A 16,254-nucleotide genomic window follows, 5' to 3' on the forward strand; every position below is an offset into this window, starting at 1 on the left:
AGGGATGCGCCGGGGCTTAGTTGTCCAGGAAGTCGATGACCAGGCGGTTGAAGGCGTCCGCGTGCTCCCACTGAGCCCAGTGGCCACATTGGCTGAACACGTGCAAGCGCGCGTCCGGCAGGCCGTTGAGCAGCTTCAGGCTCCAGTCGATAGGCACGAAACGGTCATCGCGGCCCCAGGTGATCAGGGTTGGATGCTTGATGTCCGGTAGGTTGGTAGAGAAATCGCCCATCTGGAACTTGCTCAGGTCAATGCTCTTGAGGAAGTTTTCCAGGTGCTGAGGGTTTGCCAGGATGCTCTTGTGACGCAGGCCGATAAGCTCTTCGGTCAATGCGCTGGAGTCGTAGACAAACACATTCAGCATTTTCTTCAGGTTTTCCAGGCTCGGGTCCCGGTACACGCCAAAGAGCAACTTGATGCCTTCCATCGGTAAGGGTGTGAACAGGCTGGTACGCCCTACTCCGCCCGAGCCCATCAGGATCATTTTTTCCAGGCGCTCTGGATAGTCCACGGCAAAGCCCAGCGCGCTACCGCCGCCCATCGAGTTACCCACCAGGTGGGCCTTGTCGATGTCCAGGCCATCCATCAACGCCTTGATCGCCCGCGCGTTGATCACGAAGCGTGGCTCGGCGGTGACCAGCGGGTCCGACTTGCCGAAGCCTGGGCAGTCCATGAGGATTACCCGGTAGCCGGCATCCACGAATGCATCGACGTTGCGATGAAAGTTGGCCCAACCCGTGGCACCTGCACCTGAGCCGTGGACCATGATCACGGCAGGACCTTCTCCGGCCTCGTTGTAATGCATTTTCCACTCAGGGGTCTGCACGAATTTACTGGTGTTTTCTTGGGTGAAACGACTCATCTTTTTAGTCCTTGTTGTTATGGATATAAGGTCGAGAGCAACGACTGTGCCAGTCTTGTTAAAGTGATTGATAATTCAAATTAAATACTTAATAAACAACTAGTTATGCGTTTACCTCAGGATAGAAAAGACGCTGACTGGATGATCTGATCGATATCTCTTGTTCAGAACTTTTCAAAGATTCATGAAAATCGAGATGAAAAACATGAAGACGTTGAACGCATACCCTGTAGGAGCGAGCCGGCTCCGGGCGGCGTTCCGACGAAAAACGTCCAGACAACGCAATCATGCAGACAGGGCGCGTTATCGTTGACGTCCATCGTCGGAACGCCGCCCGGAGCAAGCTCGCTCCCACAGGTTGTCAGGCGTTAACGTTTGAGCAAATCCAGCGCGACGTCGACGATCATGTCTTCCTGGCCGCCGACCATGCGCCGTTTGCCCAGTTCGACGAGGATGTCGAGGGTCTTCAGGCCGTATTTCGCGGCAGCGATTTCGGCGTGGCGCAGGAAGCTCGAATAGACCCCGGCGTAACCCAGCGCCAAGGTCTCGCGGTCCACCCGCACCGCACGGTCCTGCAGCGGACGCACGATGTCATCGGCGGCGTCCATCAGCGTGTAAAGATCGGTGCCGTGGTTCCAGCCCAGGCGCTCGGCAGCGGCGATGAACACTTCCAGTGGTGCGTTACCGGCGCCAGCGCCCATGCCGGCGAGGCTGGCGTCGATGCGGTCGCAGCCTTCCTCGACCGCAGTGATGGAGTTGGCCACCCCCAGGCTCAAGTTGTGGTGAGCGTGCATGCCAGTCTCGGTTTCTGGCTTGAGCACCGCCTTGAACGCGCGGAAACGCTCGCGGATGTCCTGCATGTTCATCGCGCCACCGGAGTCGGCCATGTACACGCAAGTGGCGCCGTAGCTCTCCATCAGCTTTGCCTGGGCAGCCAGCTGCTCGGCCGGGATCATGTGGCTCATCATCAGGAAACCGACGGTGTCCATGCCCAGCTCGCGGGCATACTCGATGTGCTGCTTCGAGACATCCGCCTCGGTGCAATGGGTGGCGATGCGCACCACCCGGGCTCCGGCGTTATAGGCCGCTTTGAGGTCATGCACGGTGCCGATGCCGGGCAATAGCAAGGTGGTGATTTTCGCGTGGCTGATCACGTCGGCCGCCGCCTCGATCCATTCCAGATCGGTGTGCGCAGCGAAGCCATAATTGAAGCTCGAACCTTGCAGGCCGTCGCCGTGGGCCACTTCGATCGAGTCGACGCGGGCCTTGTCCAGGGCCCGGGCAATGTCCTGCACGTTCTGGATCGAGTACTGATGACGAACCGCATGGCTGCCATCGCGCAGCGTCACGTCGGAGATGTAGAGTTTTTTGCCGTTCATGTCGGTCTCCTCAGGCGTTAAGCATCGACTGCGCCATGCGCTCGGCGGTGGCCAAGGCTGCGGAGGTCATGATGTCGAGATTGCCGGCGTAGGCTGGCAGGTAATGGGCGGCGCCTTCGACTTCGAGGAACACCGAGGTCTTCAGCCCGGAAAATTTTCCGAGGCCAGGAATGTTCAGCGGCGCATCCTCCGGGATCACGTCGAACTGGACTTTTTGCTTCAGGCGATAGCCCGGCACATAGGCCTGCACGGCGGCGGCCATCTCGACAATCGAGGCTTCGACCAGCGCCTGATCCGCCGCCTCGGACAGCACAAACACCGTGTCGCGCATCATCAGCGGTGGCTCGGCCGGGTTCATCACAATCATCGCCTTGCCCTTGCTCGCCCCGCCAATCACCTCGATGGCCTTGGAGGTGGTCTCGGTGAACTCGTCGATGTTGGCACGGGTGCCGGGACCGGCGGATTTGCTGGCAATGGAGGCGACAATCTCGGCGTAGTGCACCGTGGCCACCCGCGACACTGCCGCGACCATGGGGATGGTCGCCTGACCACCGCAGGTGACCATGTTGACGTTGAGCTGATCCAGGTTCTGCTCGAGATTCACCACCGGCACGCAATACGGGCCGATGGCTGCCGGTGTCAGGTCGATCAGGCGGATGCCGGGCTTGATCGAGCGCAGGAACGCATCATTCTTGACGTGGGCGCCGGCCGAGGTGGCATCGAAGACAAAGTCGATGTCCTTGAACACCTCCATGCGGGTCAGGCCTTCAACGCCTTCATGGGTGGTGGCCACGCCCATGCGCTGGGCGCGGGCCAAACCGTCGGAGTCCGGGTCGATACCCACCATCACCGTCATTTCCAGGTGTTTGGCGTTGCGCAGGATCTTGATCATCAGGTCGGTGCCGATGTTGCCGGAACCGACGATGGCGACTTTCAATTTGTTGTTCATGATGTTGTGCAACCTCAGTCGAAACGCACCGAGCAACTGCCGATGCCGGCAATGCTCACTCGCAAATTATCCCCGGCCACCACTGGCACCATCGCCGATAGCGCACCGGACAGAATTACTTCACCCGCCTTGAGGCTCATACCTAGCCGGCCCAGGGTGTTGGCCAGCCACGCCACGGCGATAGCCGGCGAGCCCATGGTCGCGGCCCCGGCGCCGGTGCCGACGATCCGGCCGTTTTTCTCCAGCACCATGCCCGTTGTATACAGGTCCAGTTCACGAGGGCTGACCAGGCGATCACTGAGCACGAACACACCGCACGACGCGTTATCCGCCACCGTGTCCTGGATCTTGATTTTCCAGTCGCGGATGCGCGAATCAACGATCTCGAAACACGCCATCACCCCCTCCGTAGCCCGTAAAACGTCAGCGACGGTGATGCCGGGGCCTGACAGATCGTGCTTGAGGACAAAGGCAATTTCGCCCTCGGCCTTGGGCTGGATCAGCCCGGCCATGGCCACGCTGCCGCCCGGTGCGACGACCATGGCATCGGTCAACTGGCCGAAGTCCGGCTGGCGCACGCCGAGCATGTCCATCACCGCCTGACTGGTAACGCCGATTTTTTTGCCGATGAGCCGCTCACCGCTGCTGACGCGGCGGCCGATCAGGTGTTGCTGGATCTGGTAGGCCTGCTCCAGGGTCAAGTCCGGATGGCTTTCGGTCAGTGGCGCGATGGCCTGCGCTTCGATAAGGGCATTGAAAAGCTTGTCGCCCAGCTGTTGCGTGTCGACGCTTGAATGGTTCACGTAATGACTCCTGCCCTCTGGCGAAAATTATCGGTACATGTTTTGGGTGATGGCATCGACGCCCGCCATCGCACAGTCGCAGTCCTGCTCCTCACTGGCGCCGGACACGCCGATTGCGCCGACCAGGCGATCGCCCAGGTGCAAGGGCAATGCACCGCCCATGGGCACCAGGCGTGGCCGCAGAATCAAACACTGGCGGACATGCTCGGGGGCATCACGCAAGCGCTTGCCGACATCCGCGGTGGGCAAGGCGAAGGACACGGCGGTCAACGCCTTGTCCTGGGCCAGATCGATGGTATGCAGGGGCGCCTCGGCACTTCGACCGAAGGCCAGCAAATGCCCGCCACCGTCCAGCACCGCAACGCTGACCCGCCAACCATGCTGGCTGGCGTAGTGCAAAGCCGTGTCCAGCGCCAACCGGGCCGTGGCCATGCTCAGCGGATCGGCCAACCGGGTGTCGGCCAGGGGAATGTCCGGATTCATGCGCAGATTTCCTTGAGAGAGGTGGCGGGCTGTGCGACCGGTATGGCCGGACGCAGCAGATAGCAGGCCAATGCAGGCACCAGGACCAGCGCCACCAGCATGTTGCACAGGAACATGAAGGTGAGCAGAACGCCCATGTCGGCCTGGAATTTGATCGGTGAGAACACCCAGGTGACGACACCCAGGGACAACGTCAGGCCGGTGAATACCACCACTCGACCGGTAAACATCAACGCCTGCCGATAGGCCATCGCCAGGCTCTCGCCACGGCGCAACCAGAACAGCGTCACGCTGAGGATGTACAACGCGTAGTCGACGCCGATGCCCACGCCCAGCGCCACCACCGGCAAGGTCGCCACTTTCAGGCCCATATTGAGCTGGACCATCAGCGCCTCGGCCACCAGCGACGTGAGGATCAACGGCAGCACGGCACACAGCACCGCACGCCATGAACGAAAGGCAACGAAGCACAGCAGCGTCACCACCAGATACACCCCCAGCAGCATCCGGGTGTTGGCGCTTTTCACCACCATGTTGGTCGCGCTTTCAATCCCGGCATTGCCGGCGGCCATCAGGAATGTGGTCTGCTCGTCGTTGTATGTTTGCGCGAAGGCAGCCGTGGTCTCGACCACCGACGTCAGGGTGTCGGCCTTGTGATCCTTGAGGTAGGCGTAGATCGACAGCAGGCTACAGGTGCCGTTGAACAGCTCGCGCGGTGAGCGCATGGCCGCGGCATTGATCATCGATTGGTTGGGCGGCAACTCGTCCCATTTGAAGTTGCCCTCGTTCATCCCGACGTTGATTTTGCGTGACAGCCCGGCGATGGATTTGGTGGTTTCCACGCCCGGCAATTCACGCAGGCGCCATTCCAGTTCTTCAACCTTGCGCAGTGTTGAGTAGTCGACGCATTGTCCGGCCGGGGTTTCGACCATGATCACGAACACATCGCTGCTCGCCTGGTAATGCTCGATGATGAAGTGGTTGTCCTGGTTGTAGCGCGAATCGGCACGCAACTCTGGCGCTCCGGGGTCGAGGTCACCGACCTTCAGATCCTTGCCCATCCACACCGCGCCAAGCGCGATCAACAGCGCCACGCCAATCGCCAGCCGCGCCGAACGTTGACCGGTAAAGTGCTCGAACAGCCGCACCAGTAATGGCGGCGATTGCCCTTCAAGGAGGGTTTCGGGCTTTAGGCTACGGGCGGCAGCGACCGGTGAAACACCGGTGAAAGACAGCATGATCGGCAGCAGGGCCAGGTTGGTGAACACCAGGATGCCCACGCCCAGGCTGGCGATCAGCGCCAGTTCCTGGATGACGGGCACGTCGACGAGGGTCAGCACCGCGAAACCCACGACGTCCGCCAACAGTGCGGTGATGCCCGCGGCAAACAAGCGGCGAAAGGTGTAACGGGCGGCAATCAGCCTGTGGGTACCGCGCCCGACATCCTGCATGATGCCGTTCATTTTCTGCGCGCCGTGACTCACGCCAATGGCATAGACCAGAAACGGGACCAGGATCGAATAGGGATTGAGCTCATAACCCAGCAGCGGCAACAGGCCAAGCAGCCAGATCACCCCAACCAACGTGCAGCCCTGCACCACCAGCGTACTGCGAACGCAGCGGGTGAACTGGTAGAGGATCGCACTGGTGATCAACACCGCCACGGCAAAAAAAGCCAACACCGCGTACAGGCCATCGATCAGGTCGCCCATCACCTTGGCGAAACCGATGATGTGGACGTCGACGCCGCGCTGCGCATAGGTACTGCGCAGCGTTTCCAGACTGTCGGAGAGTTGCTTGTAGTCCAGCGCCTGGCCGGTCTTGGGGTCGATCTCCAACAGCGGCAAGTAAATGATGCTCGAACGCAGGTCACGCGCCACCAGTTGACCGGTTTCTCCCGAACGCTCGACGTTAGCGCGCAGGCTGTCCAGGCTTTCTGCGCCGCCATCGAAGCCATCCGGGACCACCGGGCCGCCATCAAAGCCTTCTTCAGTCACCCCCTGCCAGCGTGTCGCCGGGGTCCAGAGCGAACGCATGAAGGCGCGGTCTACACCGTTGACCAGGTACAACTCGTCGTTGAGCTGGCGCAGTGTTTCCATGTACCGGGCGTTGAAAATATCGCCCTCTTCACGCATCGACACCGCCACCCTTACCGCGTTGCCGGCACCCTTTAAATCGCGGGCGTGCTCCAGGTAGTTGAGGGTGAAGGGATGGTTCGCGGGGATGGTTTTCAGGTAACTGGCGTTGAGCCTTACCTGACTGGCCGCGATCGCGAGCAGCAGCGTGACAATCAGGCAGAAGCCGACCACCAGGAAACGGTGGTTGAACAACACGCGCTCCAGGCGATTGCCGGAAAATTTGTCGAACTCCGCCAGGGAGGCGATAGCGGTAAAGCCATCGGAATTGCTGATAGCCATGGTCAGTTTCCTTGTTCTATACGGGCCGACTTAGCGCAACGCGCTCGGCGGGAAACGAGTGATGCCCTGGGTGCCGACAGCCAGGCTGCCGCCATCGGGCAACGCCAGCAGAGCGATCAACGGGAATCGTTGTTCAGGCGCCACCGGACGAAAGCTGCGACCGTCATCACGGCTGAGCCAGCCCTGCCCCGACTCGTCCGCCAACAGCAACGCGCCGTCGCGCAACTCGATGGCTGCCGTCAGGCTTTTGCTCGATGCCAGGGTCACAGGCTGCCAATTGGCCCCCTGATCGACGGAGCGGAACACGTGCCCGCGCAAGCCGACCGCCAGCAGGCTGTTATTGCGCGTGGCCAACAGGCCAAAGAAGCTGCCCTCGTAGGGGCTCGCAAAACGGTTGAAGCCGCGCAAGTCATGGTCGACGCGCATCAACGCGCCCTGCTCCCCGGCCACATAAACCCGACCGCCCAGGACCTGTACCGCATTGAGGTGTTGTGACTCGCTGCCATCGAGCAACGCCAGCGCCGGCTGCCAGCCCTGACCGTCGTTTTGCGTGCTGAACGCCAGCCCGTAGGCCCCCAGGGCCAACACACGTCCATCGCCCATGCACTGCACGGTCAAAAACGGTTTGTCCGCGCCTTCGGCCACGAGGCGGCGCGCCTCGTCGATCCGGGCAGAACCCTGACGCGCCTGCAAAATCGACTGGGCGACTTGCCCGCCCTCCAGTTGCCGAGTCCAGTGGACGCCACCATCGCGGGTGGCGAGAATCACCCCGCGATGTCCCACGGCCCAGCCATAGGCGGCATCGGCGAAGCACACGCCGGTCAGGCTGACCGTGACCGGAACACTGGCTTGCTGCCAATGCTCGCCCTGATCGTCGGAGTAAAGAATGGTGCCGCGCATGCCGGCGACCACCAGGCGCTCACCCGCCATCGCGGCCGCATTGAATGCGAAACGGCTGGCGGATGCCGAGACTATGGCGCCCTGCTCCAGCGTATCGGCCACGTTTCTTGAACCGGCCTTGCTGGTTGGTACCAGTCCCGCGAGCAAGCTCAAGCCGAGCACACAAGCCAACGCATATTTATGTTTATTCACTGCATACCTCCGGTAAGACAGGCCAGCCCCTCCAGGAAGGAAGGGCTCACCACGAGCGTCAGCGTGCGCTCATCTTCGTCAGCGACTCCGGCGAGAAAAAGCTTTCACGTCGACGTTCGGTGATTGCGTATTGCTCGTTGCCCGCGTCGCCCAATGCACAGTTGTACATCCAGGCCTTGGTCCGATGGTCATGGAAGAAACCGGTGCAGTAGTTCACGGTGGCCGGGATGTCCGGGGCCACGAATGGCGTGCTCAGCGACGTGCGCCACAGGGTGCCTTCAGCGTCCCAGCCGTCGATGATGGCGTTACCCCAGGTGTCTTCGTCGTAGTAGAACTTGCGCTTGGGCACGGCATGACGCTTGCCGGCCTTGAGGGTCGCCTCGACCTCCCAGACACGATGCAGTTCCCAGCGCATGTAGTCCGGATTGACATGACGCTGGGCCATGACTTTTTCATCGGCGTTGGCCAGCAACTGATTGTTGTTGTAAGGGATGATCATTTCTTTCTTGCCGATCAGCTTCCAGTCGAAACGCTCCGGCGAACCGCTGCCACCGAAGTTCTCATCGACAAAGTTGACGCCGGAGGCCACCGAGTTGGGCGTGTCGAAGTTGATGCTCGGGGCACGACGCACCCGGCGCTGGCCCGACAGGTATTGCCACAAGGTGCGGCCCTGCACGTAGTTCGTCACGTTGTGCACCATCAGCGCTTCACCTGCGCGGAATGCCGGAGCGTAGGTCAGCTGGATGGCCATCATGAAGTTCGGCCCGGCGGTCTCCACCGAACCTTCCTTGTAGTAGTACGGGTATTGCGCGTCGTCCTCTGCGGCCGTGGCCAGGACACGCTGGCCGTCCGCCGTCGTGGTCCAGACCTTGTACTTGGTTTTGGTGGCCTCGCCACGCCACAGCAGCTGGTGGTTCCACTGCACTTCCATACCGGATTGTGGCAGCGGGAATGGCACACCTCCGTAAGCGCCCTTGACCACCAGCCCGTCCTCTTCGAGCGATGCGCGGGTGGCGTTTTTCAAGGTGTTGTCATACACCCACTGCGGTGCGGAAGACGTACGCCGCGTGGGGAACACGTCGATGCGGAACGTCTGCGGGTTGTCCTTGAACAGCTGGATGACGCCCTCGCTGAGCTTGTCCTGGTACTTGGCCAGATTGGCGGCGGTGATGGTGTACAGCGGCTTGTCCTGGGCGAACGGGTCGAACGCCCGATGGCCCTGCTGATAGCCCGCCGGTACCGTGGAGTAACCGCCGGTCCAGGCCGGGATACTGCCGTCGGCATTGCCGGCACGCACCGCGCCCATCGGCGTCAGCGTGGTGTTCAACACCTGAGCGTCAGCCGCGCTGACGGCCGCATGGGCGGACATGACCGACACGGACAGGGTGAAACAGGTCAACAGCTGAGTGATCTTATTGTTGTGCATGGCCAGTACTCAGAATGTATGGGAGACGCTGAAGGCCACGAAATCGCGGTCAGCATTGGTCTGCTTGAAGGTTTTGATCCCGTTGATGTTGATCGGCGCCGAGGGGCCGTAATAGCCGGTGTAGGCCAGGGTGAAGGTGACCGATTTCAGATAGTCCGCCGTGAGACCGATGTTGTAGTCGCCGCCCTTGGTCTGGCTGAATCCCCCCACTGCCGAGGAACGGCCGTCGATGCCGTAGCTGACACCCATCGGCACGGTGAGGTCGACGCCATCGATGACCTGGAAGTAAGTCGGAGAGAAGGCGACCCGGATCGCCGTGGCATCACGCGTGGCATTGGGGTCGAGGTTGTCCTGGTTTTTATCGACACTCAGCGTCCGGTTCCAGGCCAATTCGCCCAGCAAGGCGGCGGTGTCCCAGAACGTGGCGGTGGGCATGATGTAGATCATGTTGACCTGGGCGTGAGCGGTCCGGCCTACCGCATACAGCGGGTTACCGTCGTTGTCGCCGTTACCCGCCAGGTCGGTCATGGTCAGGCTGACCAAGGGGGCGTTGTCGCGGATCGAGGTTTCAAAACCGAAGTTGATGTCTCCAAATCCGCGGTTGGCACTGAAGCCGTAGGCGCGGATGTCCTCGGGGAACACCAGCATGTACTCGCCGATCTGGTCCGGGCGGGCACCCGCGCCAACCCCGGGACGCACCTGAACCTGGAAGTTCTTGTCGTGGTAGTTGATGGCGTACAGACCGAAGTCGGTGTCCAGTGCCTCGGAGCGGTAGCGCAGTTGCACGCCCCACTGGCCACTGTCTCGAGCCTCGATGTCTTTACCGCGATAGAACGACGCCGCGGGCACACCGTTCGGCAGGCGTCCCACGACAATCCGTTCACCGCCTTCGTCAAGCAGGTCGGCCGGGCTGAAATAGCTGCCCGCCCCGGGAATGCGCGTACGCTCCCACTCGAACTGGTAGTAACCGCCGACCGAAATCGTCGGCGTGATCTGCAGTTGCGTGGAGAACTGTTTGACCGGCAGCCCAAGCTCCTTGAACTGCGAGTTGGGTACGGTCAGCGCACGTACCGCATCGATCGGTTGCTGGCCGGCGGCGATGCCGTTGCCGCCGTAGAACAGGCTTTCACCGTAGAGCAACGAGTGCTGGCCAAGTCGCGATACGCCCCACATGTCCTCGCCCAAATCGTAGTTGGCGTACACAAACGCATCGCGGAACTCAGCGTCGCGCCCGTGCAGGTCGCGCGTGTCCTTGGTGAACTGGTCATAACGTACGCTGTAGGAGTTGACGGTGCCCGGTGAGGCGTTGTCGTTGCCCTTGTTGTACACATCGTCGTACCAGGCCGCACCAGTCACGCGCGCACCGACTTTCTGGTAAGAGATGTCGAACTCCGAAAACAGGTCCAGGCGATTGGAGATCATGCCTTTGTCGAAGTTACGGTCGCCATCGTCCAGGTTCGCGTCCGCGACCAGCTTGTCGTGTTGGTCTTTGACGCGCCAGGCATTGGAGTACTTGACGTTGGTATCGAAACGCAACTTCAGGTCGGTATTGCCGGTATCGAACTGCATTGCTTGCGCGCTGGACAACACTGAACAGCCGAGTAAAGCCGTTGCCAGGCGGGACAATCGTGGACACCGGGCAGCCGAACGGACACAACCGAGTTCTCGGTTCTGATGAATAGTCATTAAAAGACCTCTGCGACAGTAAGCCGTTTTTGTTTTTATGAGTGACCGCCATTAAGCGGTCATCAGGTCTTGCCGGGAGGAACAGCGCCCTCCCGGTCCAGCGACTCAGTCGTTGAGCGACACGGGCTCCAGGCCGAACAGCATCGGTGGCAATGTCTGCCCCAACAGATAAGCCCCGAGCATGCCCGCGGTGTCATCGGCATTCTGGGTAATGTGGTTGGATGCGGCGATGACATCGCGCAGGATTCGCTGCAGTGGATTGCTCAGGTAGATGCCACGGGCCGACGTGGCCTTGAACAACAGCATCACCGCCTCTTCGCAGTCGCGACCGACACGGGCGATGTCGAGCATGTAGTGCACGCGGTCAGAGACCGGCACCAGTTCGCGCCGCTCGACGTATTCGCTGCTCTCGGCCAGCATCTGCAGGAGCCGTGCACGGGCTGAACGCACGCGGACCACCGCATTGCCCAGGCGATCCTTGACGTACGGGCTCAGTGCAGCGCCCGCGCCGTCCGTGGTGTTGGTGCGCACACTCATCTGGCGCACGTACTCATCGATCCCGCCTTGGCCGATACCGACGATCAGCGCCGAGACGGCACCGAAGAAGATCTGGTTGAACGGATACAGGTAGTTCGCCGGACGCTCGCTGTAGGTGTACTGAATCAGGCTGTGGGCGCGGTGATGCGGTACGAACGCATGCTTGATCACCAGGCTCTTGCTGCCGGTACCGGCCAGGCCGAAGGTGTGCCAGTCGTCTTCGATGACCCATGCGGAGCTGGGTACCAGCATCGACATGCGATCAATCACCTGACCGCTGGCATCGCGCCGCAGTCCTCCGAGGAACGCCCATTGGCCGTGATCGCAACCGCTGGAGGTTTTCCAGGTGCCGCTGATGTTGAAACCGCCTTCGACTTCTTCGACCTTGCCGAACGGCGGGTAGGACGAGGCGGTGATCACCGCGTTGTTTTCGCCCCAGGCATCCAGGCAAGCCTGCTCTGGCAAGGAGCCGTATTCCCACTGGTGGATGCCCAGGATCATCATGTTCCAGGCGCTGCTGCCGCAGCCACGACCCAACTCCATCAGAACTTTGTAGAACACCGCAGGGTTCATCTCCCAGCCGCCATATTCCTTTGGCTGGAGGATCTTGAAAAAACCGGCTTCAACGAACGCCGCGATGGTCTGGCTGGACACCATCCGGTTGTTTTCCACCGACTCGGCTTTTTCCAACAGCATCGGGATCAACCCACGCGCGCGCTCCAGCAATTGCGCTTCGGTTGGAATCGCCTGGGCATCCACAGTCTCGGTTGGCGTGACGAAGTTGTTCATGGTCTGTGATCTCTTATTTATTGTTGTGTGTGCATGTCGCTAGTCGTCAGGGTCACTTGAGTGCGGCGAACCTGCTGTTGAAGTACACCAGGGGGCCGTCCTGCTCCTGCAGGCCTCGAACGCCAACGACTTCACCGATGAACATGTCGTGGGTGCTGGCCGGTATCACTTGCTCCAATCGGCACTCAAAGCTCACCAGCGCGTCTTCGAGCAACGGCACGCCGGTAACCCCCGACTCCCAGCAACCTTCGGCAAATCGCGCCTCGCCGCTGACGCCCTCGACCATCCCGGCAAAGCGTTTGGCAATGAACTCCTGGTCATGGGCCAGCACGTTGATGCTGAAAGCGCCGGCGCGCTGAATCACTTCATGGGCACGAACATTGCGGTTCACGCAGATCAGCAGGCGCGGCGGGTCAGCGGTGATCGAACACACCGCCGTGGCTGTCAGTCCGGCCCTTTCGCTGTCGCTGCCACTAGCGATCACCACACAGGCGCCGGCCAGGTGCCGCATGCCTTTACAGAAATCAGCGGTCGCGACCGTCGGCGCAATCACTGCTGGCGTACTGCTCGATTGAATGGCGTTTAACATCTGGAAAACCTCACTGTGTCGCTACGGATCAGAGAACGACGTTGCGTTTGTGACCCCAGTCGCTCATTTTGTTGAACGCCTTCACTTCCCAAAGCTGATCGTCAATGACGACGCCACCCCAACCCATTTCAAAGTTGAAACCCGATGGGGTCTGGGCGTAGAAGGAAAAGGTCTTGTCGTTCGGGTGATGACCGAGTTCGAGAATGATCGGGATGCCCGCCTTGACGCAGCGGTCGTAGGCCAGGCCGACGTCGTCCATGTTCTGCACCTGGACCATGAAGTGGTTGAGCACCTTGGGGCTGGGTGCCTGCGCGGTGGCAATGGAATGGTGGCGACCCGTGGCGGTATGGAAAAACGTGGCGTCCACCACCATGCCCGGCTGCACTTCCTCGCGGATGTAATCGCTGACTCGCAACTTCAGGACATCCTTGTAGAAACTCACCGTTTCCGGCCCGTTCTTGGCAAACGGCAAGAGGTGGCCGATGCCAAGATCGCCGGTAACGAAACTGCCCTTGAGCACTTTTGAACGAAACGCGTCGTTGAGCCCGGCTTCGCTGTGGCCGAAGAAAAACTCGTGGGTAAAACCGTTCGGGTCCTGGCAGCTGTAGGCCTTCTCGACCTTGCGTCGCTGCAGCACGTCCCGGGAAAGCACTTCGACTGGCACGCCTTTTTCACGCAGTTCACTGACGTAGTTCTCAAGCTCCAGCTCGCTGCGAAACTGCCAGCCGGCCACCAAAATGTCGTCGATCGGATTTTTTTCCAGGAAGAAACGCTGGGCGTATTCATCCATGCGCAACGTCAGTCCCTGCTCGTCGCGATGGGCCACCTGCATGCCGATAATATCGGTGGCCAGCCACTGCCATTTATCAAGGTCGCTTACACCGAATCCTGCGTAGGCCAACGAGTGAATTTCTGCCACTTGCCTGCACCTCATCTTGTTTTTGTTGTTTTGTTCTTTTTGGGAAAGCCCTGGAAGAACAACTGTTGAAAGGACAAGAGCAAGCGCTGTGCCAGCATTTTGAAGCCACAGAAACAAAAGTTTTATTACTTAATAATCATATAGTTACGAAATACCTGCGGCGACTTTAGCGCCTTGATCAGTCTTCGCACGCCGGCAGGAAGATTTCAGAAAATTCGAACTTTGCGAATTTCATTCAAGGATTTTCGCGAATACCAGGCTGGGGAAAAAATATTGCCCGAATGCAGAGAATGGATAGCGTACCCATCGCGCCTTATGTTTCAGTGCGATCAGCCCGCTTGAGCGCTGCTGGTGTTTGCAACAGGCGCCTGGCATCGGTTTTGCCTTCAATAAGTAAAAAAACACAGGCTCATTTGATGACGACTCTCCCTATCGATGATGAAGCGCATTCGCGACAGTCGCGCAATCGCAACGGCATTAACATCATCACCGACCTGCGCTTCCCGGACATGCAGGACCTGGTCGACCGGCTGTATTTCAACCCCAAGGAGGGACTGATCTGGCTGGGTGACAAACGCATGATGCTGATGCATGTCGAGGCGTTTGGCGCGTTGCGCCAGGAGCTTCTGGAAAGCAACGGCGTGGAGTTCACCCGCGGCGTGCTGACCCGTGTCGGCTACATGACTGGCCAACGCGATGCCGACCTGGCAATCAAGGCCCGTGGGACCGGTAACGAACTGGACATTGCCGCGGCCGGGGGACAATTGCACGCCTTGTCCGGCATCGTCGAAGTCGCACCGGTATGCATCGAGTTCGACCATGCCAAGGGCTTCAAGTACGGCGAATTCACCTGGAAGCGCTCTGTCGAAAGTGACGTGCATATCGCCGCCAACGGCGTCAGTACCGACCCTATCTGCTGGATGGAAGTGGGCTATAGCTCCGGCTTCATGAGCCGCCTGATGGGTCGTCGATTACTGGCCAGGGAGACCCAATGCCAAGGCTGCGGACATGATCTGTGCCGGGTCATCGTCAAACCGGTCGAGGACTGGGACAATACCGAAGAAGACCTCAAGTACTTCCAGCCGCGGGTCACCGACCACCGCCGGGCACAGCCGCTCAAGCCTGTGAAAAACACCCCCGTCAAGGCGGCGCCCTCGCCGTTCGGACTCGAAGAGAGCCAGCCATCGGTGACCGAACTCGGCCGGCCGGTGGGCAGCTCCGCCGCCTACCACATCACCATGCACAAGATTCTGCGGGTGGCTGGCACCAATGCCACCGTCCTGCTGCTGGGTGAGAGCGGTGTCGGCAAAACCATGTTCGCCCACGAATTGCATTCCAACAGCCTGCGGGCCAACACGCCTTTCGTTGAAATCAACTGCGCAGCGATCCCTGAGCAACTGATCGAGTCAGAACTGTTCGGCGTGCAGCGCGGTGCTTATTCGGGTGCGACTGACCCGCGTCCCGGGCGTTTTGAAATTGCCCATGGCGGTACGATCTTCCTCGACGAAATTGCCACCTTGAGCATGACCGCCCAGGGTAAACTGCTGCGTGTGTTGCAAAGCGGCGACCTGGAACGACTAGGCAGCAACAAGACCATCAAGGTGGATGTGCGGGTCATCGCCGCGACCAACGAAGACTTGGCCAAGGCGGTCAAGGCCGGACGCTTTCGCAGCGACCTGTTTTATCGGCTGAACGTGTTTCCGATCACCATCGCACCCTTGCGCGAACGCAAGGACGACTTGCCATTGTTGCTCGACACGGTGATGCACAAGTTGTGCGCGCTGCACGGTCGGCACTTGACGGGTGTTGCGCCGAGGGCCCTGCAAGTGATTCTGGATTACCACTGGCCGGGCAACATTCGCGAGTTCGAAAATGTCATCGAGCGGGCCATCATCCTCTCCGACGACGGTGACATGCTCGATCTTCGTCATCTTTCGGGGCTGGATGCCTTGGGCGGGCAACTCGAACGCATCGGTACTGTCAGCTGGGACAGCGGCCCGGCCATCGGTATCCGCATGCCTGACGTCGAGACCCCGAGCGTAGGCATGGCGCAACAGGACAATGCCAGCCGTGAACAACTGCTCGCGGTCGCGCAACGTGCGCTGCAACGTGGGCCGGTACGCCTCAGTCAAATCGAGGAGGTGTATATCGAAGTGGCGATGCAACAAAGCGAAAACAACATCTCACGCGCGGCCACGTTACTGGGGCTGAGCCGTGCACAACTGGATTACCGGCTGAAGAAAATGTCCTCGGACGATGCCAGCGTTACCCCCTGAAAGACCGGGTGACCACACCTTTGCAAATCGCGGACAAGAAAAAACCG

General features: G+C 60.2%; 13 protein-coding genes. 1 reads left to right on the plus strand and 12 read right to left on the minus strand.

Going from position 1 to position 16,254, the window contains the following annotated elements; genetic code table 11:
* Positions 1-16 precede the first annotated feature (16 nt).
* The 12 genes from ACA054_RS16075 to ACA054_RS16130 form a co-directional block, all read right to left on the minus strand.
* The gene (locus ACA054_RS16075; protein WP_497685114.1) at positions 17-862 is read right to left on the minus strand and encodes an alpha/beta fold hydrolase; all 846 of its coding nucleotides are present in this window, start codon (positions 860-862) and stop codon (positions 17-19) included.
* A gap of 368 nt (positions 863-1,230) precedes the next feature.
* Positions 1,231-2,241, minus strand: a complete 1,011-nt coding sequence (gene dmpG / locus ACA054_RS16080) for a 4-hydroxy-2-oxovalerate aldolase (RefSeq protein ID WP_497685115.1) — start codon at positions 2,239-2,241, stop codon at positions 1,231-1,233.
* A gap of 10 nt (positions 2,242-2,251) precedes the next feature.
* Complete coding sequence (locus ACA054_RS16085) at positions 2,252-3,190, minus strand: acetaldehyde dehydrogenase (acetylating) (RefSeq protein ID WP_497685116.1); 939 nt, start codon at positions 3,188-3,190, stop codon at positions 2,252-2,254.
* A gap of 14 nt (positions 3,191-3,204) precedes the next feature.
* Complete coding sequence (gene dmpE / locus ACA054_RS16090) at positions 3,205-3,993, minus strand: 2-oxopent-4-enoate hydratase (protein WP_497685117.1); 789 nt, start codon at positions 3,991-3,993, stop codon at positions 3,205-3,207.
* A gap of 27 nt (positions 3,994-4,020) precedes the next feature.
* Entirely contained in the window at positions 4,021-4,476 is a 456-nt protein-coding gene (locus tag ACA054_RS16095) for a GlcG/HbpS family heme-binding protein (RefSeq protein ID WP_497685118.1), read from the minus strand.
* On the minus strand, positions 4,473-6,893 hold the full coding sequence (locus ACA054_RS16100) for an efflux RND transporter permease subunit (protein WP_497685119.1): 2,421 nt from the start codon (positions 6,891-6,893) through the stop codon (positions 4,473-4,475). Before ACA054_RS16100 ends, ACA054_RS16095 begins: the two co-directional genes overlap by 4 nt.
* A gap of 30 nt (positions 6,894-6,923) precedes the next feature.
* On the minus strand, positions 6,924-7,985 hold the full coding sequence (locus ACA054_RS16105; protein ID WP_497685120.1) for a WD40/YVTN/BNR-like repeat-containing protein: 1,062 nt from the start codon (positions 7,983-7,985) through the stop codon (positions 6,924-6,926).
* 58 nt (positions 7,986-8,043) lie between these two features.
* Positions 8,044-9,411, minus strand: a complete 1,368-nt coding sequence (locus tag ACA054_RS16110) for a DUF1329 domain-containing protein (RefSeq protein WP_497685121.1) — start codon at positions 9,409-9,411, stop codon at positions 8,044-8,046.
* Between the two features lie 9 nt (positions 9,412-9,420).
* A complete protein-coding gene (locus ACA054_RS16115; RefSeq protein ID WP_497685122.1) occupies positions 9,421-11,097 on the minus strand; it encodes a DUF1302 domain-containing protein in 1,677 nt (558 codons plus the stop codon).
* A 105-nt stretch (positions 11,098-11,202) separates the two neighbouring features.
* A complete protein-coding gene (locus ACA054_RS16120; RefSeq protein WP_497685123.1) occupies positions 11,203-12,423 on the minus strand; it encodes an acyl-CoA dehydrogenase family protein in 1,221 nt (406 codons plus the stop codon).
* A 52-nt stretch (positions 12,424-12,475) separates the two neighbouring features.
* Positions 12,476-13,012 carry a flavin reductase family protein gene (locus ACA054_RS16125; protein WP_497685124.1) on the minus strand — a complete coding sequence of 179 codons (537 nt, stop codon included), beginning with the start codon at positions 13,010-13,012 and terminating at the stop codon, positions 12,476-12,478.
* A gap of 28 nt (positions 13,013-13,040) precedes the next feature.
* Positions 13,041-13,931, minus strand: coding sequence for a VOC family protein (locus ACA054_RS16130; protein WP_497685125.1), 891 nt, complete (start codon positions 13,929-13,931; stop codon positions 13,041-13,043).
* A gap of 416 nt (positions 13,932-14,347) precedes the next feature.
* Between ACA054_RS16130 and ACA054_RS16135 the strand changes: the two genes are divergently transcribed.
* Entirely contained in the window at positions 14,348-16,207 is a 1,860-nt protein-coding gene (locus ACA054_RS16135; RefSeq protein ID WP_497685126.1) for a sigma 54-interacting transcriptional regulator, read from the plus strand.
* Positions 16,208-16,254: the final 47 nt, after the last annotated feature.

The sequence above is a fragment of the Pseudomonas sp. LBUM1653 genome, from assembly GCF_059716115.1.

Coding starts and splice junctions, on each gene's coding strand:
- ACA054_RS16075 (WP_497685114.1), bottom strand. CDS start 862: ATGAGTCGTTTCACCCAAGAAAACACCAGTAAATTCGTGCAGACCCCT.
- dmpG (WP_497685115.1), bottom strand. CDS start 2,241: ATGAACGGCAAAAAACTCTACATCTCCGACGTGACGCTGCGCGATGGC.
- ACA054_RS16085 (WP_497685116.1), bottom strand. CDS start 3,190: ATGAACAACAAATTGAAAGTCGCCATCGTCGGTTCCGGCAACATCGGC.
- ACA054_RS16095 (WP_497685118.1), bottom strand. CDS start 4,476: ATGAATCCGGACATTCCCCTGGCCGACACCCGGTTGGCCGATCCGCTG.
- ACA054_RS16100 (WP_497685119.1), bottom strand. CDS start 6,893: ATGGCTATCAGCAATTCCGATGGCTTTACCGCTATCGCCTCCCTGGCG.
- ACA054_RS16110 (WP_497685121.1), bottom strand. CDS start 9,411: ATGCACAACAATAAGATCACTCAGCTGTTGACCTGTTTCACCCTGTCC.
- ACA054_RS16115 (WP_497685122.1), bottom strand. CDS start 11,097: ATGACTATTCATCAGAACCGAGAACTCGGTTGTGTCCGTTCGGCTGCC.
- ACA054_RS16120 (WP_497685123.1), bottom strand. CDS start 12,423: ATGAACAACTTCGTCACGCCAACCGAGACTGTGGATGCCCAGGCGATT.
- ACA054_RS16125 (WP_497685124.1), bottom strand. CDS start 13,012: ATGTTAAACGCCATTCAATCGAGCAGTACGCCAGCAGTGATTGCGCCG.
- ACA054_RS16135 (WP_497685126.1), top strand. CDS start 14,348: ATGACGACTCTCCCTATCGATGATGAAGCGCATTCGCGACAGTCGCGC.